General features: G+C 72.2%; 20 protein-coding genes and 1 pseudogene. 12 read left to right on the forward strand and 9 right to left on the reverse strand.

Annotated features, from left to right (window positions below):
- Window positions 1-16: 16 nt before the first annotated feature.
- The 4 genes from BLV72_RS22495 to BLV72_RS22510 all read right to left on the reverse strand — a co-directional run bounded on the left by BLV72_RS22495 (window position 17) and on the right by BLV72_RS22510 (window position 5048).
- On the reverse strand, window positions 17-1090 hold the full coding sequence (locus BLV72_RS22495; RefSeq protein WP_093464437.1) for an ABC transporter ATP-binding protein: 1074 nt from the start codon (window positions 1088-1090) through the stop codon (window positions 17-19).
- A gap of 19 nt (window positions 1091-1109) precedes the next feature.
- Complete coding sequence (locus tag BLV72_RS22500) at window positions 1110-2087, reverse strand: ABC transporter permease (RefSeq protein ID WP_093464438.1); 978 nt, start codon at window positions 2085-2087, stop codon at window positions 1110-1112.
- A 91-nt stretch (window positions 2088-2178) separates the two neighbouring features.
- The gene (locus tag BLV72_RS22505; protein WP_167746610.1) at window positions 2179-3972 is read right to left on the reverse strand and encodes an ABC transporter substrate-binding protein; all 1794 of its coding nucleotides are present in this window, start codon (window positions 3970-3972) and stop codon (window positions 2179-2181) included.
- Window positions 3973-4043: 71 nt separating this feature from the next.
- Window positions 4044-5048, reverse strand: a complete 1005-nt coding sequence (locus tag BLV72_RS22510) for an ABC transporter permease (RefSeq protein WP_093464440.1) — start codon at window positions 5046-5048, stop codon at window positions 4044-4046.
- Between the two features lie 476 nt (window positions 5049-5524).
- On the opposite strand from BLV72_RS22510, the gene BLV72_RS48010 reads away from it, so the two are divergent.
- A complete protein-coding gene (locus BLV72_RS48010; protein ID WP_093464441.1) occupies window positions 5525-6790 on the forward strand; it encodes a hypothetical protein in 1266 nt (421 codons plus the stop codon).
- Window positions 6791-7063: 273 nt separating this feature from the next.
- On the opposite strand, the pseudogene BLV72_RS22520 reads toward BLV72_RS48010, so the two are convergent.
- Window positions 7064-9225: pseudogene (locus BLV72_RS22520) on the reverse strand (alpha/beta fold hydrolase).
- 319 nt (window positions 9226-9544) lie between these two features.
- Here BLV72_RS22520 and BLV72_RS22525 point away from each other — a divergent pair.
- The 8 genes from BLV72_RS22525 to BLV72_RS22565 all read left to right on the forward strand — a co-directional run bounded on the left by BLV72_RS22525 (window position 9545) and on the right by BLV72_RS22565 (window position 17509).
- Window positions 9545-9739, forward strand: a complete 195-nt coding sequence (locus BLV72_RS22525) for a hypothetical protein (protein WP_069864354.1) — start codon at window positions 9545-9547, stop codon at window positions 9737-9739.
- Between the two features lie 62 nt (window positions 9740-9801).
- Window positions 9802-10686 carry an N-acetyl-1-D-myo-inositol-2-amino-2-deoxy-alpha-D-glucopyranoside deacetylase gene (gene mshB, locus BLV72_RS22530; RefSeq protein WP_093464443.1) on the forward strand — a complete coding sequence of 295 codons (885 nt, stop codon included), beginning with the start codon at window positions 9802-9804 and terminating at the stop codon, window positions 10684-10686.
- Entirely contained in the window at window positions 10683-11051 is a 369-nt protein-coding gene (locus BLV72_RS22535) for a DUF6113 family protein (protein WP_093464444.1), read from the forward strand. Before mshB ends, BLV72_RS22535 begins: the two co-directional genes overlap by 4 nt.
- Window positions 11052-11247: 196 nt before the next feature.
- Complete coding sequence (locus BLV72_RS22545) at window positions 11248-13431, forward strand: peptidoglycan binding domain-containing protein (protein WP_208905701.1); 2184 nt, start codon at window positions 11248-11250, stop codon at window positions 13429-13431.
- Window positions 13432-13674: 243 nt separating this feature from the next.
- On the forward strand, window positions 13675-14664 hold the full coding sequence (locus tag BLV72_RS22550; RefSeq protein ID WP_093464447.1) for an ABC transporter ATP-binding protein: 990 nt from the start codon (window positions 13675-13677) through the stop codon (window positions 14662-14664).
- Entirely contained in the window at window positions 14661-15404 is a 744-nt protein-coding gene (locus BLV72_RS22555; RefSeq protein WP_093464449.1) for an ABC transporter permease, read from the forward strand. Before BLV72_RS22550 ends, BLV72_RS22555 begins: the two co-directional genes overlap by 4 nt.
- Before the next feature lie 62 nt (window positions 15405-15466).
- Window positions 15467-16738, forward strand: coding sequence for a sensor histidine kinase (locus tag BLV72_RS22560; RefSeq protein WP_093464450.1), 1272 nt, complete (start codon window positions 15467-15469; stop codon window positions 16736-16738).
- Between the two features lie 165 nt (window positions 16739-16903).
- Complete coding sequence (locus tag BLV72_RS22565) at window positions 16904-17509, forward strand: response regulator transcription factor (protein WP_371864585.1); 606 nt, start codon at window positions 16904-16906, stop codon at window positions 17507-17509.
- 533 nt (window positions 17510-18042) lie between these two features.
- On the opposite strand, the gene BLV72_RS22570 is transcribed toward BLV72_RS22565, so the two are convergent.
- Together BLV72_RS22570 and BLV72_RS22575 are read right to left on the reverse strand one after the other, a co-directional pair.
- Window positions 18043-18879 (reverse strand): transglutaminase family protein, encoded by an 837-nt coding sequence (locus BLV72_RS22570; RefSeq protein WP_093464453.1) that lies wholly within the window; start codon window positions 18877-18879, stop codon window positions 18043-18045.
- 18 nt (window positions 18880-18897) lie between these two features.
- A complete protein-coding gene (locus BLV72_RS22575; protein WP_093464455.1) occupies window positions 18898-19914 on the reverse strand; it encodes a GNAT family N-acetyltransferase in 1017 nt (338 codons plus the stop codon).
- Window positions 19915-20028: 114 nt separating this feature from the next.
- Here BLV72_RS22575 and fdxA point away from each other — a divergent pair, with 114 nt between their 5' ends.
- The gene (gene fdxA / locus BLV72_RS22580) at window positions 20029-20355 is read left to right on the forward strand and encodes a ferredoxin (protein ID WP_014054705.1); all 327 of its coding nucleotides are present in this window, start codon (window positions 20029-20031) and stop codon (window positions 20353-20355) included.
- Window positions 20356-20568: 213 nt separating this feature from the next.
- Complete coding sequence (gene dapC / locus BLV72_RS22585; protein WP_093464456.1) at window positions 20569-21666, forward strand: succinyldiaminopimelate transaminase; 1098 nt, start codon at window positions 20569-20571, stop codon at window positions 21664-21666.
- 77 nt (window positions 21667-21743) lie between these two features.
- Here the strand turns inward: dapC and BLV72_RS50020 are convergent, their stop codons facing one another.
- Both BLV72_RS50020 and BLV72_RS22595 read right to left on the reverse strand, forming a co-directional pair.
- Window positions 21744-22298: an ATP-binding protein gene (locus BLV72_RS50020; protein ID WP_244320917.1), complete on the reverse strand. Its 555-nt coding sequence runs from the start codon at window positions 22296-22298 to the stop codon at window positions 21744-21746.
- A gap of 215 nt (window positions 22299-22513) precedes the next feature.
- On the reverse strand, window positions 22514-23434 hold the full coding sequence (locus tag BLV72_RS22595; protein ID WP_093464458.1) for a VldE C-terminal domain-containing protein: 921 nt from the start codon (window positions 23432-23434) through the stop codon (window positions 22514-22516).
- Window positions 23435-23606: 172 nt separating this feature from the next.
- On the opposite strand from BLV72_RS22595, the gene dapE reads away from it, so the two are divergent.
- Complete coding sequence (gene dapE, locus BLV72_RS22600) at window positions 23607-24677, forward strand: succinyl-diaminopimelate desuccinylase (RefSeq protein WP_093464459.1); 1071 nt, start codon at window positions 23607-23609, stop codon at window positions 24675-24677.
- Window positions 24678-24754 lie beyond the last annotated feature (77 nt).

Raw genomic sequence — 24754 nt, forward strand, 5'->3', positions numbered from 1 at the left:
TCAGCGCTCCTAGGCCCTAGCCCAGCCGGGGCTTGATCTGCTCGGTGAAGAGGGTCTGTTTCCGCTCGGCGCTCAGGTGGCAGGCGGCGCCGCGGCCGTCCGGCAGCACGGGCCGCTCGGTGGCGCAGCGGTCGCCCTCCACCTGGTCGGTGTAGTGGCACCGCGGATGGAAGGGACAGCCCGGCGGGGGGCTGAGCAGGCTCGGCGGGGAGCCGGGGATGGGGTTCAGCGGCTCGTCCACGGCGGAGGACAGCCGCGGCATGGAGCCCAGCAGCCCCCAGGTGTACGGGTGCTGGGGCGCGCGCAGCACCTCGCGGACCGTACCGCGCTCCACGGCCCGGCCCGCGTACATCACCAGCAGATCGTCGGCGGTGTTGGCGACCACGCCCAGGTCATGGGTGATGAGGATGATCGCGGAGCCGAACTCCTGCTGGAGGTCCTTGAGCAGATCCAGGATCTGGGCCTGGACGGTGACGTCGAGCGCGGTGGTCGGCTCGTCGGCGATCAGCAGATCGGGGTCGCAGACCAGCGACATCGCGATCATCGCGCGCTGCCGCATCCCGCCGGAGAACTGGTGCGGATAGTCGTCCACCCGCAGCCGGGGGTTGGGGATGCCGACCTTCTCCAGCATCTCGATCGCGCGGGAGCGGGCCTCGCTCTTGGAGGCGCCGGTGTGCTTGCGGTACGGCTCGGCTATCTGGCGCCCCACCGTGTAGTACGGCGACAGGGCGGTCAGCGGATCCTGGAAGATCATCGCCATGGTGTTGCCGCGCAGCCGCTCCAGGGTGCGCTCGGGCGCCCCGGTCAGCTCCTGTCCGTTCAGCAGGATCTCGCCGCTGACGGTGGTGGTGCGCGGGTCGTGCAGCCCCAGCACGGTGAGGTTGGTGACGGACTTGCCGGAGCCGGACTCGCCGACGATGCCGAGCGTCCGGCCGCGTTCGAGGTCGAAGGAGAGGCCGTCGACGGCCTTGACGACGCCGTCCTCGGTCGAGAAGCGGACGTACAGATCGCGTACGGACAGGAAGGCGCCGTCGCCGGGGCCGGCCGGTGGGGGCGTCGCGCCGTCGTCGGGCTTGGTGAGTGTGGTCATCTCGGCAGCTCCGGGTCTGTCAGGCGAGGCGCACGCGCGGGTCGATGAAGGCGTAGGCGGCGTCGACCAGGATGTTGAACACCACGATGGCCGCGGAGCTGACCAGCATCACGCCCATCAGCATGGGCAGATCGGTGAGCTGGACGGATTCCACCGCCAGCCGCCCGATGCCGTGCAGGGTGAAGGTGTACTCGGTGACCATGGCCCCGCCGAAGAGCGATCCGAGGTCGATGCCGAAGATGGTGACGATGGGGGCGATGGCGCCGCGCCAGGCGTAGCGGAAGAAGACCGTACGGCTGGAGAGCCCCTTGGCTCTCGCCGTGCGGACATGGTCCTCCTGCAGTTGCTCGACCATCTGGGAGCGGGTCATCCGGCTGTAGTTGGCCAGGAAGATCAGTGACAGCACCACCCAGGGCAGCAGCATCCCGCTGAACCACTTCGCCGGATTGTCGGTGAAGGGGTAGTAGGCCGGCTGATCCATGATCCCCAGACCGCTGACGAACCAGGCCAGGGCGAGCACCCCGACGAAGTAGATCTGCATCGAGGCGCCGAGCAGCGACAGCGAGCTGAAGAACTTGTCGATCCAGGTGCCGCGCCGCCAGGCCGCGATCATGCCGATGCCGATCCCGCAGACCAGGAACACGGCGGCACCGCCGAGGGCGAGCGAGAGGGTGGTGGGGAAGCGGTCGGCGATGGTGCCCCAGACGGGCTCCTGGCTGACGAAGGAGTAGCCGAAGCAGGGGGCGCTGCAGTGCCCCACGGCGAAGTCCCGCCCGGCGACGATCCCCACCATGAACTTCGCGTACTGGACCGGCACCGGCTGGTCCAGGCCCAGGTTCTTGTTGATCATGGCGAGCGAGACGGGGTCGCAGTTCTTGCCGCAGGCGAGCCGGGCCGGTTCGGCGGGCAGGGCGAAGAAGAGGAAGAACGTGATCGCGCTGATCAGGATCAGGATCACGATCGCGCCGAGGGACCGGCGGGCGAGGAATCTCAACATGACGTCGGTGATCTTCCGCTAGAGGCGGGTCCCGGCCGCACCCGCCGATACGGGTGCGGCCGGGGTCTGCGCTGCCTGGGTACGGCCGCGGCTACTTGATGAAGATGGCCGTCGGGTCCACGGCCCCGTAGACCGAGTTGAACTTCACTCCGCCGATGCCCGAGCCCCAGAGGGTGAACAGCCGGTTGTAGAAGGTCGGGACCGCGGGGACCTCATCGGTGAGGATCTTCTCGCTGAGCTTGATCCACTCCGAGGTGGCCCGGCCGAGGTCGCCGACCTTGGTGACCTTGCCGATCTCCTCGTTGACCGACGGGACGTTGAGGTGCGAGTAGTTCGAGGAGTCGTCGTAGACGTTCTCGCCGCCGTACACCGGCGGGACCACGGTCGAGGCGGACGGCCAGTCGGCACCCCACGAGGACCGGTACAGGTCGAACTTGTTCTTGACCTTTCCGATCTGCGTGTAATAGGTCGACTGGTCGATCTCCTTCTTCTGCACCTTGAACCCGGCCCGCTCCAGGGCCTGCTGGACGACCACCGAGGCGTCCTGGTGGGTGTCGCCGTTGCCGTAGGCGTAGACGAGCTCGTAGTTCTCCTTGCCCGCCTCCTTCAGCAGCGCCCTGGCCTTCTTGGCGTTGCCGCCGGGGTACTTCTTCTTCTGGAACGGGTCGAAGGAGGGGTCGTAGCCCTTGAGCGTGGGGCCGACCAGCCCGCCGCCGACCTCACCGCCCTTGGGACCGCCGAACTGCTGGAGGTACTGCCCGCTGGGGAAGGCCCAGGCGATCGCCTCGCGCACCTTCTTGTCCTTGACCCGATCGGTGTTGATCGAGACGACGTCCACATAGGGCTGCGTCTCGGTCAGCGACCGTGCCATGGCCTCCTTGTCCTTGAGGACCGTGGAGATCTGCGAGGGGTCGACCGCGTTGGTGAGCGTCATCCCGTTCCGGTCGGCGCCCTTGCTGGCCTGGAGCCGGCGGGTGGAGTCCACCCACTGGTGGCCGAAGGAGACGTTGAACCCGTCGACGTACTGATGGCGTATCGAGTCGGTCTTGGGGTCCCACTGGTCGTTCTTGACGAACTCGACGCCCTTGCCCGACTTGAAGTTCCGGACCTTGTACGGGCCCGAGGCCAGCGGCGCCTTGTCGTACTTCTCCTTGGTGTCCTTGCCCGGCGGCACCGCGGTGATATTGGGCATGGCGACCGCGAACGGCACCTCGGCGCGCGGCTGGTCGAAGTGGAAGACGATGGTCTTGTCGTCCGGGGTGTCCAGCACCGACGAGGGCAGATGCTTGCCCTTGTAGGGGCCGTCCGGAAGGGCCTTGCGGTACTTCTGGCCCTCACCGGAGAGCCACTGCTGCAGATAGGTCGGCCCGTTCGTCTGATACGGCGCGTAGAGCCGCTCGACGGCCTGCCGGACGTCCTTGGAGGTGATGGGCGAGCCGTCCTCGTACTTCAGCCCGTCCTTGAGGGTGTACGTCCAGGTGCGGCCGCCGTCGGAGGACTTGCCGGTGTCGGTGGCGAGGTCGCCGACCAGCTTGGCCTTGCCCGTCTTGTCGTCGAACTGGTAGTTCGTCAGCGTCCGGTTGTAGAGGGTCTGCGCGATCAGCTCGTCGCTGACGTAGATCTGCCCCGGGTCCAGATGCTCGAAGGCGTCCCGCTGCAGCACCGTGACGGTGCCGCCCTTCTTGGCGCCCGGCAGCTCCTTGGCCGGTCCGGTGGAGTCGGCCGCGGTGCCGAGGGTGACGTCCTGGGACTCCATCTTGGGCTCGTTCGACCCCTTGGGGTCCGAGCCGCCGCCTCCGCTGCTGCACCCCGCGAGCGCCAGGGCGCCCGCGGTCAGGGCGACGGCGTAGGTACGGGCTCTGCGACTGTTCTTCTTCGGCGTCATCGTGGTCACTGCACCTGTCTCATCGGACGGAAGACTTGCCGTTCTCTGCCTTGGGCCCTCCGGCCCCCCGGTCACCGCGTGGTCTTCGGGTCCATCGCGTCCCGGACCGAGTCCCCGAGCAGGTTGAAGGCGACCACGAAGACCACCATGGCGATGCCGGGGAAGAACATGTAGGTGATGTCGCCCTCGTAGAAGTTCGCGCCCTTGGCGAACATCCGGCCCCAGTCGGGGGTCGGTTCCACCACGCCGACGCCGAGGAAGGACAGCGCCGCTTCCGTCGTCACGAAGTTCGGCAGCATCAGCGTGGACTGCACCAGGATGGGCGTGACGAGGTTGGGCAGCAGCTCCTTGCGGACGATCCGCCACGGCGAGGCGCCGGTCACCCGGGCCGCCTCGACGAACTCCCGCTCCCTCAGGGACAGCACCTGGCCGCGCAGCAGTCGGGCGAGCTGCATCCAGCCCAGCAGCCACAACACCATCACCAGGGCCGTCACCCGGAAATAGGTGGGCGTCTCCTTCTGCGGGCTGACGAACAGCGCGGTGACCACCGGCATGAAGGCGACGAAGAAGAGCTGCTGCGGAAAGGACAGCAGCAGATCGATGAGCCGGCCGAGGAAGTAGTCGGTGCGGCCGCCCAGATAGCCCGCCACCACGCCGATCACGATGCCGGTGATCGTGGACAGCACGGTCGCGGCCAGCCCGATCAGCAGCGAGGTGCGGATGCCGTAGACGAGCTGGGTCAGCACATCGCGGCCCAGCTTGGGCTCGACGCCGAACCAGAACTCGCCGTCGATGCCCCCGTTGGGCTTCATCGGATAGCTGGTGAGGGGGTCCAGCAGCTCGGGCCGGTCCAGGCCGTAGGTGGTGTACGGATCCTTGCCGTACAGCCAGGAGATCACCGGAGCCAGCACGGCGACGGCGAAGAAGAAGATCACCACACACGCGGAGATGACGCCCGTGCGGTCGCGTTTGAACCGCCGCCACATGAGCTGGCGGGGCGCCAGACCGGCCGGCGCCTCGCCCTCCGCGCCCGGTGCGGTCTTCTCGACCACGCCGGACTGGGATGGACTCGTCATCGCGTAGCGTCCCCCCGCACTGGTGTCACACCGTCAACTCGCGTCATCTATGCGCGTCATGTCGCCGCCCGCTCGCCAGGGTGGTGCGTGCGTACCGGGTTGAGCGGACTTTCGCAATCGGGGAACGGCCCAGTCAAGGGGCCGGGGAGGGTGGATGTGCCGCTCATTCGAGTCTTGAGCGAAGATTTGGCAGATCGAGGTCCGGGCGTGCTTGACAGGGATCCGCCATGAGGGACAAAGCATGTTCTATGGGCAGGAAGCGCGTTAACACACCGGCAACTCATCCGTCGCAACACCGATATACGGACGCGTCAGGCTGAACTGCGTACGGCCGTGCGGGTGCCGTGGACCGGCCGGGGCGCGCCATGTGGCCCCGGCCGGTCGCACCCCCCGGCGGCCGCCGGACGGTCACGATCCGTATTTTTCTTCGCCCCGCGACGGTTGCCCGGGGTACGAGGCGGGGGAAACCTACGGCTATGGGGCAGGGACGGATACTCAACAGCGGAGGGCGCCTTTTCGGGGCGCTCGTCTGCGCGGTCCTCGGGCTGATCTCGCTGGCGTGGATCATCCACGACCTGGACAAGGCCGACGAGGCGAACCATCTGTGGTGGACGTGGGCGGGGCTGCCGTTCCGGGCCACCGGGGGGATCTTCGGTTCCTCCCTGCTCGACCTCGTGCTGCTGCTGGTCTACGCGGTCGTCGGGATCACCGCCCTGCGCTCACCGGCCGCCGCGGGCGCGCTCGGCACGGTCGCGGTGGTGACCGTCGTGGTGCGCCTGCCCAGCCTGTGGAACCTGAACTCCGACTGGCTGCAGGGCATCCCCGGCGATCTGAAGACGCGGGGAAACCTCAGCGCCTGGGCGCAGGTGGTGCTCGGCGGGCTGCTGCTGGCCGTGGTGGCCGCCGCCCGCCGCCCCGCCGACCTCGCCCCGCCCGGACATCTGGCCTCGCCCGCCGACCGGCCGCCGGGCCGCCCCTCGCCCGGGGCGGCGGTCACCGGAGCGCTGTTCCTGGGCGCCGTCGGGGTCGTGCTCGCCGCCTGGCAGATCTACTGGGCCCAGGAGCGGGGCTGGGAGATCTACAAGTACCTGCTCACCGGCAAGCACTCGCTGCCCACCCTGCTCTCGCCGCCCGGTGCCTGGACGGCGTGGGCGGCGGTCGCGCTGTGCCTGGCCGCCGCGGCGGCCGCGCTCGCGCGTGCCCCGCTGGCGCGCCCGCTGGGGATGACGGCGGCGGCGCTGGTCATGGCGACGGGGATCAGCGAGGCATCGCTCTACATCAAGCTCGACTATGTGGACCACCTCGGCGATCTGCCGACGGTGGGCGTGCTGAGCGTGCTCAGCGGCTTCTTCGAGGCGATCGCGGGGCTGATCGCCCTTCTGGCCCTGGCCCGGCGGGGCCTTGAGGAGGGCGCCGGGTTCACCGGGGAGCCGGGGCCGGGCGCCCCGGCGCACGGCGGCTACGACGGCTATGGGTCCGGCGGCTATGACGGCTATGGGCCCGGCGGCTACGGCGGCGGCTCCGAGGCCGGAGGCTACGGCGGCGGACCCGGGAGCGGTGGCTACGGGAGTGGCGGACCCGGGAGCGGTGGCTACGGCGGGGGTGGTTACGGCGGCGGGGGATACGGCCCGCCGCCGCCCAGCACCCCGCCGCTGGTGCCCCCTCCGCCCGGGGCCCCGCCCGCCGCGCCCCCGCCGCCGTCCGCACCGCCCGCGCCTCCCGCACCACCGCCGGGCTGGTGACGCCGGGCTGGTGACGGCGGATCAGCGCGGCCCCGAGGCCCAGGCCCTGTCCGGTGGATCTTCGCGGGGCCCGCGGCGGCAGCCGCTGATGTCCCAGGCGCGAAGATCCACCGGCCAGGTGCGGTGCGGTTCGGGTGCGCCCCCAAGGGGTGCGGGGCTGTGTCGATGTGCGGCTCCGCCGCGGCTGTGTCGACATGCGGCTCCGCCGCGTGGGCGACCAGCCACGACGCAGCCGCAGACAAAGGACGGCGGCTTGCGGCTCTTCCCGCGGAGCTACCGCATCCCGAGGGATCGCTTGAGGAAGTCCACCTGCAGCAGGAGCAGATTCTCCGCGACCTGCTCCTGCGGGGTCATATGGGTCACCCCGGACAGCGGCAGCACCTCGTGCGGACGGCCCTCGGCCAGCAGCGCCGAGGAGAGCCGCAGGGTGTGCGCGGCCACCACATTGTCGTCCGCCAGACCGTGGATGATCATCATCGGCCGGAGGGTCTCCGCCGCGCCGGACAGCCCCTCGTCGGTCATCAGCGCGTTGGCGGCGTAGACCTCGGGCTGCTCGTCCGGCAGGCCCAGATACCGCTCGGTGTAGTGGGTGTCGTACAGCCGCCAGTCCGTCACCGGCGCGCCCACCACGCCCGCGTGGAAGACATCGGGGCGGCGCAGCACCGCCAGCGCGGCCAGATAGCCGCCGTAGGACCAGCCGCGGATGGCGACTCGGTCGAGGTCCAGCGGATAGCGCTCGGCGAGCGCTGTCACGGCCTCGACCTGGTCCTCCAGGGTGACCGCGGCCAGCTCGTCGCGCACCGCCTTCTCCCAGGCGGGGGAGCGGCCGGGGGTGCCGCGGCCGTCGGCGACGATCACCGCGAAGCCCTGGTCGGCGAACCACTGCGAGGTGAGGTGGGCGTTGTGCGAGGCGACCACCCGCTGGCCGTGCGGCCCGCCGTAAGGATCCATCAGGACCGGCAGCGGTCCGTCGCCCTCCCGGTGGCCGCCGGGCAGCAGAACGGCACAGGGGATGTCCCGCTTGCCCGCGAAGAGGAGCTCGGGGCGGGCGGTGATGACGGGCCGCTCCGCGTACGAGGCGATCTCGGCGAGGCGCTCGGCCGCGCCGTGGTCGGCGGGCCGGAGGATCTCCACGCTCACCCCGGGCCGCTCCAGCCCCGTGTACGCCAGTGCGAGCACCTCACCGCCGCGCACGGCGGAGTGGACCGCCGGGAAGGGCCGCTTGCCGACCGGCTCCCAGCCGCCCTGGTCGCCGCTGCCCCGGAACCAGGCGCGATAGACGTCGATCTCGCCCGGCTGCTCGGGCAGCGGGGCACCGGCCCCGGGAGAGGCGGAGAACAGCACGTCGTCCGTGCCGATGTCGAGGACCGCGCGCACCTGGAGGGCGCCGGACGTCAACTTGCGGTCGCCGACCATCAGCACCCGGGCGCCGCCCTCGTCCGCGATGCGGACCAGTCGTCCGTCCTCCGTCCAGGCCGGGACCCCGGGGAAAAGATCCAGCCAAACCGCGTCCTCGTCCACATGGACCGTGCTGGTCCGTCCGGTGTCGGTGTCCACGGCCAGATAGAGCTGGCTGCGCTGGTCCCTGGCCTGGACCAGAAGCAGGGGCGGACCGTAGGCCGACCAGTGCACCCGCGCGAGGTACGGATAGCGCTCCCGGTCCCACTCGATCTCCGTACGGGAGCCGTCCAGACCGAGCAGAACCAGCCGCACCTCGGCGTTGGCGGTGCCCGCGGCGGGATAGGCGGCCTCCGCGGGCTTCCGGCCAGGGTGGGCCGGGTCGGCGGTCCACCAGCGCTGTACGGGGGCGTCGTCGGCCCGGGCGGCCAGCAGGGCGTCGCTCCGCGGCGACCACCAGAAGCCGCGTGAGCGGTCCATCTCCTCGGCCGCGATGAACTCCGCGAGGCCGTAGGTGACGGTGTCCTCCTCCGGCTCCGCGAGCGCCCGGTCGTCCTCGCCGTCCGTGCCCGTGATCCGCAGCGCCCCGCCCGCCGCATAGGCGATGTGGCGGCCGTCGGGCGAGGGGCGCGGGTCCACGACCGGGCCGGGGACGCGCAGCTCACGGGTGGTGCCCGCGGGCAGATCGGTGGTGAAGAGCCGTCCGGAGAGGGCGAACGCGGCCCGCTCGACGGCGGCGTCCACCGCGTAGCCGACCACCCCGGCCGACCCCTCGCGGCTGCGCTCGCGCCGTGCCCGCTCCTCGGGGACAGCTCCTCGCCGGCGCCGCCGAGCAGCTCGGCCGGGTCGGCGGCGGGGTACGCGCGCTGCCCGGCGAGGTCGTGCACCCACAGGAGGCCGGTCCGGTCGGTGCCCGAGCGGGAGCGCAGGAAGACGACGCGTGAATCGTCGGGGGCCACGGTCAGGGCCCGCGGTGCCCCGAGGGTGAAGCGTTGGGTCCGCGCGTGCTGCCGTGGGAACGAGAGCTGTCCGGTCATAGGGCGAGCGTACGGCTCTGGATCATCGCGAGGGAGAGTACGGATCGGTAGGCCGGGGCGGCATTGCCCCTGGCACGATTCGGCCGGAACGGCGCGCGGGTCAACCGGCCCCGCACGATGGCGAGATGGCGCATAACCACCGAGAAACCGCCTGGGGGGCGCGGAAGTTCGTGCGATCAGGCATGCGCCCCTGTCATGCTCCCGTGCACCGAGTCGTGTGCACAGCGCCATAGTTATGATCGATTGCGCATAGTGGGTAGGCCCCCTGTGGCATCAATATGTTGTCCGTCCGAGTGCGTGTATCTGGAGGTGAGCCGCTGTGGCGCTCTCGATCTCGATGTCAGTGCTGCTGCTGATCATCGTCTTCATGCTCGTAAACAAGGCAGGGCTGAAGGCGGTTCATGCGGTCGTCTGCGTCCTCCTCGGCTTCTACCTGGCGAGTTCTTCGGTAGCCCCGACGATCGATGACCTCACCACCAATGTGGCGGACATGATCGGCGGCGTGAAGATCTGACCCCGAGCGAGGCCGGGACGTGCGACCCGTGGGCACTGGTGTGCGAATCGTAGGCTGTGCCCATGACCGCTCTTCCCGCCCGTCGTCTGCTGCTGGTGCACGCACATCCGGACGACGAGTCGATCAATAACGGCGCGACCATGGCGAAGTATGCCGCCGAGGGCGCACACGTCACCCTGGTGACCTGCACCCTCGGTGAGGAAGGCGAGGTCATCCCGCCTGCCCTCGCGCATCTCGCCGCCGACCGCGACGACGCGCTCGGTCCGCACCGGATCGGCGAACTCGCCGCGGCCATGGCCGCCTTGGGGGTCGAGGACCACCGCTTCCTGGGTGGTCCGGGCCGCTATCGCGACTCCGGGATGATGGGCGCCCCGCAGAACGACCGGCCGGACTGCTTCTGGCAGGCCGACCTGGACGAGGCCGCGGGGCACCTGGTGGCCGTCGTCCGCGAGATCCGGCCACAGGTTCTCGTGGCGTACGACACCCATGGGGGGTACGGCCACCCCGATCACATCCAGGCGCACCGCGTGGCGATGCGCGCCGTGGAGCTGGCCGCCGACGCGGACTTCCGCCCGGAGCTCGGCGAGCCGCACGACATCGCGAAGGTCTACTGGAACTGCGTGCCGCGCTCGGCCGTCGAGGAGGGCTTCGCCCGGCTGCGGGCCGCGGGCCGCGACTCCCTCTTCCCCGGTGTCGCCACGGTCGACGACATCCCCGGAGTGGTGCCGGACTCGGACGTCACCGCGTTCGTCGACGGCACCGCCCACGCCGGGGCGAAGGCGGCGGCGATGCGCGCCCACGCCACCCAGATCGCGGTGGACGGCCCCTTCTTCGCGCTCTCCAACGACCTGGGCCAGCCCATGTTCGTCCATGAGCACTACCGGCTCGTCAAGGGCGAGGCCGGGGCGGACCGCGAGGACGACCTGTTCGCGGGGGTGGCGGCATGACGGCTCTGCGCCTGGGCGGATACGCCCTGCTCGCCGTGGCCGGGCTGCTGGTCGGCGCCGCGGGCGCGCTGGTCCAAGCGGCGTGGTTCCCCGGCGGTTTGCTGCTCGCGCTGCTCGCGATCGCGGGCCTGTGCTACGGCGGGGTCAAGGCCGCGGGTGCCCGGATGGGCGGCGGAGTGCCCGCGGGGGCCTGGACGGTGGCCGTGTTGCTGCTCACTTCCTCCCGCTCCGAAGGGGATTTCCTTTTCGGCGCCGGGCTGGGGTCGTACGCTTTCCTCCTCGGCGGAATGTTCATCGGTGTGATGTGCGCCACGTTGCCTTTGGTGCCGCAACCTCCTGGCCCGCCGGTCCGACTTGGTAAGTGACGTGACGTTTTCGGCACGACGTCCCCGGCACTTGGAGGCCCTTCGGACATGCGGCGAAGGGTGCGCCTCGGGCGTACCGGATGCGGTGATCCGGCGGCCGTCAAGTGCGCGTCCGCACCGCCCAGTATGGTGGTGCCGCCGCCGAGCCGCCCGCGCGAGGTCTGACGGGCGGCGGAGCTAACTGGGAGAACCTGCTTTGAGCCGTGAATCTGACAGTTCGTCCTCCGGGCCCCGGGAGGGAAGCGGCGGTGCCGCCTACCCGTCGGGCACCCCGCCGTACGGATCCCGCCAGTACCCCTCGCCGAACCCCACGCAGGAGGCTCCGCAGGAGTTCGCCGACGACGGGCAGGCGCGGGCCGCGGCCAAGCCGGAGGAGCCGAAGACCGAAACCACGCTGACGACCCGGATCAAGATCAACATTCCGGGGTCGCGGCCCATCCCGCCGGTGGTCATGCGCACGCCCGTCGCGGAGGACGGCGTACCCGCGCAGCGCTCCGGCGGGGACGACGGCGCCCCCGAGCCCACCGGCGCGCTGCCCCGGGTCGACTACACGCCGACGCCGGAGCGCGGTGTGCCGGCCGAGCCCGGCGGGTCCAACGAGCCTTCCGAGAACCGCGAGAAGAAGGGCGAGGGCGAGCAGCGGACCAGCGACTGGTTCTCGCCCCGTAAGCCCAGGGGCGGTTCGTCGGCCACCGGCAGCACGCCGACGCCGCCGATGCCCCCGGCACCGGACACCACGCAGGGGTTCCCCGCTCCGGACACCACGCAGGGATTCCCCTCCCCGGAGGCGACTCAGGGATTCCCGGCGCCGGACACCACCCAGGGGTTCCCGGCCCCGCAGCAGGGCGGCGGCCCCGTCGCCGATCTGCCGTACTTCACCGACGCCCAGGCCCCGTCCGGTCACCCCGAGCCGACCGGGCCCACCACCGGCCCGATGACCGGCGACATGTTCATGCCGCCGTCCGGCCCCGGTGCGGGCCCGCACGACAGCGAGTTGTCGGCCCCGCCCGGACCGGGCCCCGCCGGCGGTCCGTACGGCGGCGACCCGCAGGCGCCTCCGGGCGGTGTGGGGCCGCTGGCCGGCGGCCCCGCCGCCCAGCCGCCGACCCCGCCGGGCGGCTCGCCGATGTCCGGCAGCCTCGGCGCCACCACCGGCGCGGGCCCGCTGAACGGTCCCGGAGAGGGGTTCAGGGGCGACCTCGGGAGCGATCCGTCCCCCTCGCTGTTCCGCGACCCCGAGCCCACGCCGGGCGGCGGGGTGCCGCCGGACCAGATCTCCAGCGACACGCTGGTCAGCGGGGTGCCCGTGGTGCCGTCGGGCGAGGGCCGGTCCAGGCCGCCGGCGCCGCCCGCCCCGGGCGGCCTCGGGACCCCGGCGCCCGGCGGCGACAGCGCCCCGGCGCCGTCCGCCCCGAAGGCCGGCAAGCCCAAGAAGAAGGGCCGCTCCAAGGTCGTCATGGTCGCGGGCCTGCTGTTCGTGATCGCGGGCGGGGCCTACGCCGCCGGTCTGGTCATGAACCACGCCGATGTGCCGAACGGCACCACCGTCCTCGGCGTCGACATCGGCGGCAGCTCCAAGGAGGTCGCCGTCGACAAGCTGGACACCGCCCTGGGCAAGCGCACCACCGCCCCGCTGACGGTGTCGGTCGACGGCCAGCAGAAGGAGATCAAGCCCTCCGTGGCGGGCCTGGCGCTCGACACCGAGGCCACGGTCCGGGACGTCGCGGGCCGGGACTACAACCCGGTCACCGTGATCGGCTCGCTCTTCGGCGGCACCCATGAGGCCGACCCCGCCGTCACGGTCGACGAGGAGAAGCTGCGGGACGCCCTGGAGCGGCTCGCGGGCGACTCCGGCACGGCCCGCGAGGGCGGCATCGACTTCACCTCCGGCAAGCCCGTCGCGGTGTACGGCAAGGAGGGCAGGGGGCTGGACGTGGACAAGGCGGTCAAGGCCGTCTCGGACGGGTTCCGCCTGCGCGCCGAGACCGGCCGGAACAAGGCCATCACCCTGCCGGTCGCCGCGCGCCGCCCCACGGTCAGCGACGCCGAGGTCGACCGGAAGATGAAGAGCTTCGCCAAGCCCGCGATGTCGGGTCTGGTCACGGTGCAGACGGACCCCCAGCACTCGATTCCGTTCGGTCCGGACAAGTCGCTGCCGAAGATCCTTTCCATGAAGGTGATCGACGGCAAGCTGGTGGAGCACTACGACCTGTCGGTCCTGAAGCAGCTGTACGGCAGCACCTTCGACGGCGTTCTGCTCGAACGGGGCGACGGCAGCAAGAAGCCCGTCACCCCGGAGGACGTGGAGTCCGCGCTGCGGCAGGCGCTGCTCGGCAAGACGCCCAGCGAGCGCATCGGCGTCATCGGCAAGGACAACTGAGCGGGCCCGCTCGTTCACCACGCGGCCCCCGCCCGGCACCGGGCGGGGGCCGCGTCATGTCTCCCGGGCCGCGTCGTCTCTCCTGGCCGCCTCGTGTCTCCCGGGCCGCGGCACGTCTCCCCGGCACGTCATGCCCCGACCCATGCCCTGCCACGTCATACCCCGACCCATGACATCTGTCATCCCCAGGTCACGACCGCTGACACTGCCGGGCGCCGCCCGCCCTCGGCCAGGCTGGTGGCCATGACCGCAACGACCGCTGTTTCCGCCCCCGGCACCGGGGTCGCCACCACGGGCGCCCCGCCCGTGGTCCGCTTCGAGCAGGTGAACAAGAGCTACGGCAGCGTGCGTGCCGTGGCCGACCTGGATCTCGCGCTGTACCCGGGGGAGACCGTCGCCCTGCTGGGCCCCAACGGCGCCGGCAAGTCCTCCAGCCTCGATCTGCTGCTCGGCCTGCGCCACCCGGACTCCGGGCGGGTGGAGGTTTTCGGCACCACCCCGCGCCAGGCCATCGTCCGCGGCCGGGTCGGCGCGATGCTGCAGAGCGGCGCTCTGATGGAGGACGTGACGGTCCGCGAACTGGTGGGGCTGGCCTGCGATCTGCACCCCAAGGGCCATCCGGTGGACGAGGTGCTGGAGCGGGCGGGGATCGCCGAGATCGCCTCCCGCAAGGTGAACAAGCTCTCCGGCGGTCAGGAGCAGCGGGTGCGCTTCGCGTTCGCCACCGCCGGCGCCTCCGATCTGATCGTGCTGGACGAGCCCACGACCGGTATGGACGTGGCGTCCCGGCAGACCTTCTGGGGCGCGATGCGGGAGCAGACGAAGCAGGGCCGCACCATCCTGTTCGCCACCCACTACCTCGAAGAGGCCGACGCCATCGCCGACCGGGTGATCGTGCTGCACGGTGGCCGGGTGCTCGCCGACGGCTCGTCCGCCGAGATCAAGGCGATGGCCGGGGCCCGGCGGATCTCCTTCGAGCTGGACGGTCCGATCGACGAGACGGCGCTGCGCGCCATGCCCGCGCTGACCGGGATCGACATCTCGGGGCGTACCGTACGGATCCGGTCCACCGACGCGGACGCGACCGTGCACGCGGTCTACGGGCTCGGGCTCTATCCGCGCGGCCTGGAGGTCACCGGGCTCGGCCTGGAGCAGGCGTTCCTGGCCATCACTGATGCCGCCACCGACACGGCCACCGGCGCCGTGCCGACAGTTGAGGAGTCCGCCCGATGAAGGCGCTGGTCAAGCTGGAGATCGCGCGGACCCTGCGCAATCGCAAGTTCATGTTCTTCACGATCATCTATCCGTCCGTGCTCTTCCTGCTGATCGCGGGCAGCACCGACGCCGACGACCGGGTGCCCGGCACCCGGCTGTCGATGCCGCTCTACTACATGGTCGCGATGGCCTCCTTCGGGGCGCTGACCGCCGGGCTGATGGGCAACGGCGAGCGGATCGCCAAGGAGCGCGAGGGCGGCTGGACCCGGCAACTGCGGCTCACCCGGCTGCCCGGGCGCGGCTATGTGGCGGCCAAGATCGCGGTGGGTGCGGTGGCCACCCTGCCGTCGATCGTGATCGTCTTCGTGGTGGCCGCCGCCCTCAAGAACGTGCGGCTGGACGCAGCCTGGGAGTGGGCGGCGCTGACCGGCGCCATCTGGGCGGGCTCCCTGGTCTTCGCCGCGCTGGGGGTGGCCATCGGCTATCTGGCGACCGGGGACGCGGTACGTCCGCTGACCATGATCATCTACTTCGGTCTGTCGATCCTCGGCGGGCTGTGGATGCCGACCACGTCGTATCCGCAGTGGCTGCGGAACATCGGCGACTATCTGCCCACCCACGCCTACACCGCCCTCGGCCAGGCGATCGAGCTGGGCGGCGCCCCGCACGCCAAGGACGTCGCGCTGCTCATCGGCTATCTCGCGCTCTTCGCGGGGGGCGCGGCGTGGCTGTACCGCAAGGACACCCGTAAGGCATGAAGGACAGCCGTAAGGCAGGACCGGGGGCGTGACCCGAGGCGTGATCCGAGGAGAGAAGAACCATGGCTGACCGGGCCGAGTGGACCGACGGCGATCCGGAGCGCCGCCCCGGCGTGCTCCGCCGCCTGACCTGGTGGGCCGACGCGATGGCGTACGACGACGAGAACGACCGGCCGGCCGCCATCGGCCAGAGCCCCGAGAACGGCCGGCAGGCCCTGATCAAGCTGATGTGGATCGGGATCTGGATGGCCTACATGGGCGCGCCGGTGAGCGATCTCGCCGACGGGCACCACACCGTCCCCGCCACGGTGTGCGGTGCGCTCGGCCTGCTGGCCTTCGTCGCCATCTATCTGGTGCTGGTCTTCCGGCACACCGGCCGGGCACTGAGCCGGGCCGCGGTCTTCGGGGCGCTGGGCACGTCCTGCGTGCTCGCCGCCGTGCTCACGCTCACCATGGGCGACGCCTGGCTGGTGCTGTGCGTCTATGTGTCCGTCGCCTACGGGGCGGTGCTGCCGCTGCGGCTCGCGCGGTGGGCGATTCCGCTGAACACCGCGTTCATGGTGGCCGTCGGGGTGCTGGTGCGCGGTTCGCACGGGCTGATGTCCGCCCTGGTGATCCCCTCGCTGCTCGGCGGGTTCGCGATGAGCGGGGTGCGGCAGATGGTCCGTACCACCCGGGCGCTGCGCGCCGCCCGGGCCACCGTGGCCCAGCTCGCCGCCAACGAGGAGCGGCTTCGGCTCGCCCGCGATCTGCACGATCTGCTGGGGCACTCGCTCTCGCTGATCACGCTCAAGAGCGAGCTGGCGGGCCGGATGCTGCCCGACAAGCCCGAGCAGGCGGCGCGGCAGGTCGCCGATATCGAACGGGTCAGCAGGCAAGCGCTGGTGGACGTCCGGGAGGCGGTCAGCGGCTTCCGCCGCCCCACCCTGGAGGCCGAGGTCGCCGGGGCCCGTACCGCCCTCGCCGCCGCGGGCGTCGCCGCCGACCTGAGCCGGGTCGCCACCCACCACCCCGATCTTCCGCCCGACCAGGAGGGGGCGCTGGCCTGGGCGCTGCGCGAGGCGGTCACCAATGTGGTGCGGCACAGCGGGGCGCGCCGCTGCGCGGTCACGCTCGACGAGACCGGCGACGAGCTGTGCCTGACCGTCACCGACGACGGCCGCGGCGGGACCGGTCCGCACGGCAACGGGCTCACCGGGCTGGCCGAGCGGCTCCAGCTTGCCGACGGCCGCCTGGAGACCGGCCCCGGTGAGCGCGGTGGCTTCACCCTCCGCGCCTTGGTCCCGCTCTCTCGCGGTGTCCGCGTCGAAGCGCCCTCACCGGCCGCCCCATAGCGCGGGCCGCCCCGTAAGGAGCGCACGGAGGGAGCGCGCGGAAGACGGGGGTGCGGAAGAAGGGAGCGTGCGGAAGAGCGGCCTACGAAGAGCGGCCTACGAAGAGCGGCCTACGAAGAGCGGTCTACGAAGAGCGGCCTACGAAGAGCGGATACGCTGCGGGGCGTGATCCGGGTACTGCTGGCCGAGGACCAGTCCATGGTGCGGGAGGCGCTGGCCGCGCTCCTCGGGCTCGAGGACGAGATCGAGGTCATCGCGCAGGTGGCCCGCGGCGACGAGGTCGTGGACGCCGCCCGGACCCATCGCCCCGATGTGGCGCTGCTGGACATCGAGATGCCAGGACTGAGCGGGATCGAGGCCGCCGCCGCGCTGCACCGGGCCGCGCCCGGGATCCGGATCGTGATCCTGACCACCTTCGGCCGCCCCGGCTATCTGCGCCGCGCCATGGAGTCCGGCGCCGATGCCTTCCTGGTCAAGGACGCTCCGGCGGCCCAGCTCGCCGACGCCATACGGCGGGTGCTGCGCGGGGAGCGGGTGATCGACCCCACGCTGGCCGCCGCCGCGCTCGTGGACGGGGCCAGCCCGCTGACCGCGCGGGAGCGCGAGGTGCTGCACGCCTCGGCGGACGGCTCGACCAACGCCGAGCTGGCCCGCGCCCTGCACTTGTCGCCGGGCACGGTCCGCAACTACCTCTCCACGGCCATCCAGAAGACCGCCGCCCGGAACCGGGCCGAGGCCGTCCGTATCGCCCGCGAAAAGGGTTGGCTGTAGCGGCGCGGGCCGGCCGTGGCGGCGCGGGGCTTTCCCCTCCCCGCCCCTTCCCACAACCGGGGCCCGGCCCCGGACCCCGCCGGGGCTCCGCCCCCGGGCCCCGCCGGGGCTCCGCCCCCCGGGCCCCGCTCCTCAAACGCCGGAGGGGCTGGAAGGCCGGGCCGCCGCCCCGCGACGGCCGGCCCGCCGGAGGCGCCAGGTCCTGCCCGGCGGGATGTCCCCCGGGCCCACGACGCCCGTACGACGCCCCCCGGCGTCCGCCACTGGCCCCCTGGCCACCACCGGACAGCCGCCAGGCCCTGCCCGGTGGCTCTTCCCGGGCCCCGGCACCCACACGGCCTCCGGCCACCGGGAGGTGCCCCCTGCACCGGACGCCCCGAGCCGACGACGCCCGGCACGGCGCCCCAGCGCCCGCCACTGTGCCCCCGGCCACCACCGGGAGTGCAATGCCCCCCGCACCGGACGCCGCGGGCCCCGGGGCCGAGCGGCCGCCGAGGCCACATGCGCGAAGACCTACCAAGCAGCGGCAGCCGCTAGTTCAGCATCGCGCGGGCGGCGCGGGCCTCGTGGCGTACGGTTTCGGCGGCGTCGGGCCGCACCGCCTCCATCACCTCCGCGTACTCCTCCAGCTCCTTGGCCCCGGTCACGAAGTCGCCGCGCTCCACCAGGAGTTGCGCCCGTTCGTAGCGCAGCTCGGCCGGGTGGCTGGGCAGCAGCAGGGACAGCTCGACCGCCCACAGCCGGACATCGGTGCGCTCGGGGCGGGCGGACGCCCAGGCGCGGATGTTGTTGAGGATCCGCAGCACGATGTCCAGCGACCCCGCCGGGCTCAGCATCGACGCGGAGAGCGGGGCGCCCGTGGCCCCCGACACCAGCGTCGCCGCGTCCTCACCGGACAGCGGCCGCCCGCCGTCGAACGGATCGGCCAGCACGTGGCTGCCGTAAGGATCGCCGAAGCCGACCACGAAGTGGCCCGGCAGCGCCACCCCGTACACCGGCGCGCCCGCCCGCCGCGCCACCTCCATCCACACCACGGACAGCAGGATCGGCAGTCCGCGGCGGCGCCGCAGCACGGTGTGGAGGAGCGAGGACCCCAGCCGCTGGTAGTCGGCCGGGCCGCCCCGGAAGCCATGGCGCTCGCCGAGCAGGCGGGCCAGCGCGGCGGCCCAGTCCTCGGGGCCGCCGGGGGAGAAGGGGAGCTGACCGGCCAGCCGGTCGAGCTCGATCTGTGCTTCGTCGATTCCGGTCTCGTCCAGTCCGGAATCGGCCTCCATGCCGACCAGCAGGCACAGCAGCGCCAGATCGGGGCGCTCTTCGCGGGCCGCGTCGGCGAACCGCCGGCGGCGGGACGTGTCGTTCATCCGTGGCATAGCCGACTCGTACCCTGCTCAGCGCACATCGTGTCCAGATGCGCGCCAGTGATGGTAGGTGTGATGGACCGTGAAGCCCATACCCTCGTAGAGGGCGTGCGCACCGTCATTGTCCGTCTCCACCTGGAGATACGCGGCCGAGGCGCCCTCGTCGAGCGCCTTGCGGGCCAGCGCCGTCATCACGGCCTTGGCCAGGCCCTGGCGCCGCCGCTCCGGGGCGACCTCCACGGCGGTGAAGCCGGCCCAGCGGCCGTCCACCACACAGCGCCCGATCGCGGCCGGGGCGTCTCCCTCCCGCCCCGGCACGGTGGCGAACCACACTGAAGGGCCGCCCGACAGCACCGTGCGCGCCTCGGGGGAGGGCTCGCCGGAGGACCGCTGGTAGCGGGCCAGCCAGGCGTCGTCGAGCCGACGGGAGAGCGTCACCGCCGAGGTGTCGGCGTCCAGGTCCCCGATCGGGGCGAGCGCCGCGATGCGTATCCGCGCCGAGACCTCCCGCGTCCAGCCGCGGGTCTCCAGCTCCGCCGCGAGCAGCTCCTGGGTGCCCTCGGCGCCCGTGCTGACCTGGATGTACGCGGGCAGCTCCCGCGCCGCGTACCAGTCGGTCACCCGGCGCAGCGCCTCGTCGAGGGCCATCCCGGGGTCGCCGAGGGGCAGCACCGAATTGGCGCGCCGGGTGAATCCGCCGGAGGCGCGCAGGGTCCACTCGCCCAGCGGCTCGCTGACCAGGGGCGGCCAGGCCCGGGCGGAGACCCGGTCCAGCTCGGGCGCGGTCGCGGCGGGGCCACGGCGGCGGGCCGGAGCGGCGGGCACCACCTTCGCCGCCACCAGGGACGACTCGGCGATCCGTACCGCCTCACCGGTGCGCCGCGTGATGCAGAGCGAGCCCTCGGTCCACGATGTGAGAACGCCGACCACGTCGGTGAAGGTGGGGGCGGGCTCACGCTCCCCGGTGATCAGTCTGACCGAGACGCGTTTTCCCACGTCATCCGGGGTGATCCGGACTTCAAGACGTCCGCCAGTGGTGAAATCCACAGCTCAGTCAGCCCCTCATGTGCGTCTGGTGCCCAAGAACGGAGATACTAGGTGCGGGCATCGACGACGCCGCGCTCCCGCGCGATAGCAGCCCTAACGAGGAGGAACGACAGCGTGACCTACGTCATCGCGCAGCCTTGTGTCGACCTGAAAGACAAGGCGTGCATCGAGGAGTGCCCCGTCGACTGTATCTACGAGGGCCAGCGGTCCTTGTACATCCACCCGGACGAATGCGTCGACTGCGGGGCCTGTGAGCCGGTTTGCCCGGTCGAGGCGATCTTCTACGAGGACGACACTCCCGAGGAGTGGAAGGACTACTACAAGGCGAACGTCGAGTTCTTCGACGAGCTCGGTTCGCCCGGTGGCGCGAGCAAGCTCGGCCTGATCGAGCGGGACCACCCCTTCATCGCCGCGCTTCCGCCGCAGGAGCACGACGAGTAACCCTGCCCCCGGCGTCAGCGCCCGGAAGCAGCCGGCGGTCCCGTATGGCCTGTGGCCTGCGGGACCGGGCTGTTTCCCGGGCGCTCCCGGCGTTCCGGTGGCTCCCGGGTCTCCCGGGGGCCACCGGTTCGGCCGGAATCCACCGGGTTCCCGGGCCCTCGGCCCGGGCCGTTCCGAAGAACCCGGGCAGTTCCGAAGAAAGTGAGCCACCCCGTGCCACCCGTATCCGCCCGCCTCCCGGTCTTCCCCTGGGACCGGCTCGAACCGTACAAGGCGATCGCCGCGGCCCACCGCGACGGCATCGTCGACCTCTCGGTGGGCACCCCCGTCGACCCGGTCCCCGAGCTGATCCGCGCGGCCCTCGCCGACGCCTCGGACAGCCCCGGCTATCCGACCGTCTGGGGTACGGCCGCGCTGCGCGACGCGCTCACCGGCTGGGTGGAGCGGCGGCTGGGCGCGGCCGGGGTGACCCACACCCAGGTGCTGCCGGTGGTCGGCTCGAAGGAACTGGTGGCCTCGCTGCCCGCGCAGCTTGGCCTCGGCCCCGGCGACCGGGTCGCCTTCCCGCGGCTCGCCTATCCGACGTACGAGGTGGGCGCGCGGCTGGCGGGCGCCGAGCCGGTGCCATACGACGAGCCAACCGATCTCGACCCGGCGGGCCTGAAGCTGCTGTGGCTCAACTCCCCGTCCAACCCCACCGGCCGGGTGCTGTCCGAGGACGAGCTGCGCACCGCGGTCGCCTGGGCCCGCGAGCACGGGGTGCTGGTGGTCAGCGACGAGTGCTATCTGGAGCTGGGCTGGGAGGCCGACCCGGTCTCCGTGCTCCACCCGGACATCTCCGGGGGGTCCTTCGAGGGGCTGGTGGCGGTCCACTCGCTGTCCAAGCGGTCCAACCTGGCGGGCTACCGGGCGGCCTTCCTCGCCGGTGACGAGGCGGTGCTGGGCGAGCTGCTGAAGATCCGCAAGCACGGCGGGATGATGGTGCCCGCACCGGTGCAGGCGGCCACGGTCGCGGCGCTCGGCGACGAGAAGCACGTGACGGAGCAGCGCGAGCGCTATGAGCGGCGCCGGGCCGCGCTGCGGTCGGCGCTGGAGGGCCGGGGCTTCCGCATCGAGCACAGCGAGGCGTCGCTGTATCTGTGGGCGACGCGGGACGAGCCGTGCTGGGACACCGTGGGCGCCCTCGCCGAGCTGGGCATCCTGGTGGCCCCGGGCGAGTTCTACGGCGCGGCGGGGGAGCGGCACGTCCGGGTCGCGTTCACGGCGACCGACGAGCGCGTGGCGGCGGCGGTGCGGCGGCTGGCGGGCTGAACAGCTCAACAGGTGAACGTCCGGCAGGGGCCCGGGGAGTACGAGACTCCCCGGGCCCCCGTGTTGGTCCGGCGAGATCAGCCGAGCAGCGGCAGGCCCTTGATCGGTAGGTCCTTGACCGGGAGGTCCGGGCCCTGCGGGGCGGGCGCGGGGGCCTGCGGGGCGGCGGCCTGCGGGGCGGCGGCCCGAGCGGGCTTGGCGGCCTTGCCCTTGCCCTTGGCGTGGGCGCCGCCCTTGCCCTTCCCCTTGCCCTCGCCCTTACCGGCGGGCTTGGCGTGGGCGGCCCTGGCCGGGCCGGCCTTGGCGGCCTTGGTGGTCTTCGCGCCCTTGGCGGGCTTCGCGGGCTTGGCCGGGGCCGCCGTCGCCGGGGCGGTCTTGGCCGGCAGGATCCCCTTGACGGTCCCGCCGGCCTTGCTGCTGACGTCACCCGCCGTGCTCCCGACCTGCTGCGAGGCGACGTCGGCGACCTCACCGACCGAGGCGGGATCCAACGAGGACAGCCCCAGCTTGGAGGACTGCGGCTGGGCCGGCTCCGCCGCACTCGCGACGCCGGCGGCGCCGACGACAGGTGCCGCGCTCGCCGCGACCAGCAGTGCGGCGCGGGCGATCCGACGGGTGAGAGGGAGGGACATGGTTCTCCTTTGGCGGAGGGACAATTGGCGTGCGGTGCCCGGCGATTCGGACGCTGTGAATACCGCGTGAACCCCGCGAAGGTTGCGGTGAGACAAGGCAAAGAGTTGGCAATGCGTCGCATTATCCGGTTCTGCGTGTAATACGCCCGGGCCATTCCTCCGCACGTGCCGCACAATGCGCCGTAAGCCGCCCTGAACTGCGGCGATTCCATGCGCTATCGCATGGTGACGATCCGCACTTCCGCCCCGGAAATCCCCTTGGCAGGGCGCCAACCCGCCGCGGAATTCCGCGCGTTCCATTCGCGCTCGCCGTAAGAGACACGTTCGATGCGCAACTCGTCCGAGTGGGCCACCGCCCAGTGCGCGATCTCCCAGCCGCGCTGCCCCGCGCGCCCCGGAGCCGCCGCCTTCGGCACCGGAACCACCACCGTGTGCGGCGAGGGGGCGGCCTGCTTGCCGCCGCCGTGCCCGGCCGAGGCCGGCCGCGCCTCCGTCTCGGAGCCGAACTCCCGCTTCAGGGATGCCCGTACCCGCGCCGGATCGCCCGCGTGGCCGTCGTCCGGCGGCCCCGGGCAGCTGAGGGCCGCCCCGGAGCGGCCGGTGAGGGCGCCGGTCAGCACCACCGCTTCGGTTTCGTGCTTGGCGTACGCCTGGGGGAAACCGCTGCGCTGCACGCGCTGCGCCGCCACCGTCAGCGGCAGCCGCGAATAGCCGGGCATCCGCACCAGGTCGTCGTAGAACTTCCCGGCGGCGTAGACCGGGTCGCGGATCTGCCGCACACTGCCCCAGCCCTGGGAGGGGCGTTGCTGGAACAGCCCCTGGGAATCCCGGTCCCCGTGGCGGATGGTGCGCAGCCCCGACTCCTGCAGGGCGGTGGCCAGCGCGATGGTGACGGCCCGTTCCGGCAGTCCGCGGGAGGCGGCCACGGCCTCGATCGTGGCGGCGTTCACGGTCTGTTCGGGGGACAGCCGCACATCCTCGCCGTTCGCCCGTACGACACAGCGCGGCGGTCCCACACCACCCGTCAGCAGTTGCGCCGCCAGATATCCGGCCAGCGCCAGCAGTACGCCACAGGCGACCGCGGCCCGCAGCAGCCGGGCACGGTGGGAGAAGACGGACAGGGGCACGCGCCACACGGTACTGGAGCTCGCGCGGCTCCGCCGGATCACGGGCGCGGGGTGGGGAACGCCACGTCGCGAGCGGCTTGGGCCGCCTGGGCCGGGGCCGTCGGGGTCGCCGGGCTGGGCCGCCCGGGGTCGACGGGCCGGGGCCGTCGGGGATCAGGGCCGACCGGCTAGGGTCGGCCGTATGGCACACCCAGAACTCGACCTGTCCCTGGACGCGGCCCGGCTCACCGCCCGGCTCGTCGACTTCCCCTCGGTCAGCGGTGAGGAGAAGGCGCTCGCCGACGCGGTGGAGCAGGCCCTGCGGGCCCTGCCGCATCTGACCGTCGACCGGGACGGGGACGCCGTCGTCGCCCGTACGAACCTCGGGCGGGACGAGCGGGTCGTGCTGGCGGGCCATCTGGACACCGTGCCGATCGCCGACAACGTGCCCTCCCGCCTCGACGACGACGGCGTGCTGTGGGGCTGCGGCACCTCCGACATGAAGTCCGGCGTCGCCGTACAGCTGCGCATGGCCGCGACCGTGCCCGAGCCCAACCGCGACCTCACCTTCGTCTTCTACGACCACGAGGAGGTCGCCGCCGAGCTCAACGGGCTGGGGCGGCTGGCCAGGAATCACCCCGAGTGGCTGGCCGGGGACTTCGCCGTGCTGCTGGAGCCCACCGACGGCAAGGTCGAGGGCGGCTGTCAGGGCACGCTGCGGGTGCGGGTGAGCACGCAGGGGCGGCGCGCCCACTCCGCTCGGAGCTGGCTCGGTGAGAACGCCATCCACAAGGCCGCGCCGATCCTGGACCGGCTGGCCGGCTACGTCCCCCGGCGGGCGGAGATCGACGGGCTCACCTACCGCGAGGGCCTCAACGCGGTACGGATCGACGGCGGCCACGCGACCAACGTCATCCCGGACTTCTGCACGGTGACGGTGAACTTCCGCTTCGCCCCCGACCGCTCCGAGGAGGAGGCGCTCGCGCACGTCCGGGAGGTCTTCACCGGCTTTGACATCGAGCTCACCGACAGCGCGCCCGGCGCCCTGCCCGGTCTCGCCCACCCGTCGGCCGCCGCGCTGGTGGCGACGCTCGGGGTGGAGGTGGCCCCCAAGGACGCCTGGACCGATGTCGCCCGCTTCTCGGCGCTCGGCGTGCCCGCGGTGAACTACGGGCCCGGCGATCCGAAGCTGGCCCACACCCGCGAGGAGCACGTACCGGTCGCGGCCGTCCTGGAGGCCGAAGAACGACTGCGGGCCTGGCTGGTCGGCTAGCGCCGCGCCGAGCGGCCGGACCCGGCGCGGGGGCCCGGCGCGTCTTTCCCCTCCCCGCCCCTTCCCGACCCTGGGGC

This window comes from Streptomyces melanosporofaciens, assembly GCF_900105695.1.
GTDB classification, from domain to species: Bacteria; Actinomycetota; Actinomycetes; order Streptomycetales; family Streptomycetaceae; genus Streptomyces; species Streptomyces antimycoticus.

Excerpts from the sequence above, each read along its gene's own strand:
- BLV72_RS22495 (WP_093464437.1), bottom strand. The coding sequence starts at position 1,090 with ATGACCACACTCACCAAGCCCGACGACGGCGCGACGCCCCCACCGGCC.
- BLV72_RS22560 (WP_093464450.1), top strand. The coding sequence starts at position 15,467 with ATGGCTGACCGGGCCGAGTGGACCGACGGCGATCCGGAGCGCCGCCCC.
- BLV72_RS22555 (WP_093464449.1), top strand. The coding sequence starts at position 14,661 with ATGAAGGCGCTGGTCAAGCTGGAGATCGCGCGGACCCTGCGCAATCGC.
- BLV72_RS22500 (WP_093464438.1), bottom strand. The coding sequence starts at position 2,087 with ATGTTGAGATTCCTCGCCCGCCGGTCCCTCGGCGCGATCGTGATCCTG.
- BLV72_RS22510 (WP_093464440.1), bottom strand. The coding sequence starts at position 5,048 with ATGACGAGTCCATCCCAGTCCGGCGTGGTCGAGAAGACCGCACCGGGC.
- dapE (WP_093464459.1), top strand. The coding sequence starts at position 23,607 with ATGGCACACCCAGAACTCGACCTGTCCCTGGACGCGGCCCGGCTCACC.
- BLV72_RS22505 (WP_167746610.1), bottom strand. The coding sequence starts at position 3,972 with ATGACGCCGAAGAAGAACAGTCGCAGAGCCCGTACCTACGCCGTCGCC.
- BLV72_RS22535 (WP_093464444.1), top strand. The coding sequence starts at position 10,683 with ATGACGGCTCTGCGCCTGGGCGGATACGCCCTGCTCGCCGTGGCCGGG.
- BLV72_RS22570 (WP_093464453.1), bottom strand. The coding sequence starts at position 18,879 with ATGCCACGGATGAACGACACGTCCCGCCGCCGGCGGTTCGCCGACGCG.
- mshB (WP_093464443.1), top strand. The coding sequence starts at position 9,802 with ATGACCGCTCTTCCCGCCCGTCGTCTGCTGCTGGTGCACGCACATCCG.
- BLV72_RS50020 (WP_244320917.1), bottom strand. The coding sequence starts at position 22,298 with ATGTCCCTCCCTCTCACCCGTCGGATCGCCCGCGCCGCACTGCTGGTC.
- BLV72_RS22550 (WP_093464447.1), top strand. The coding sequence starts at position 13,675 with ATGACCGCAACGACCGCTGTTTCCGCCCCCGGCACCGGGGTCGCCACC.
- BLV72_RS48010 (WP_093464441.1), top strand. The coding sequence starts at position 5,525 with ATGGGGCAGGGACGGATACTCAACAGCGGAGGGCGCCTTTTCGGGGCG.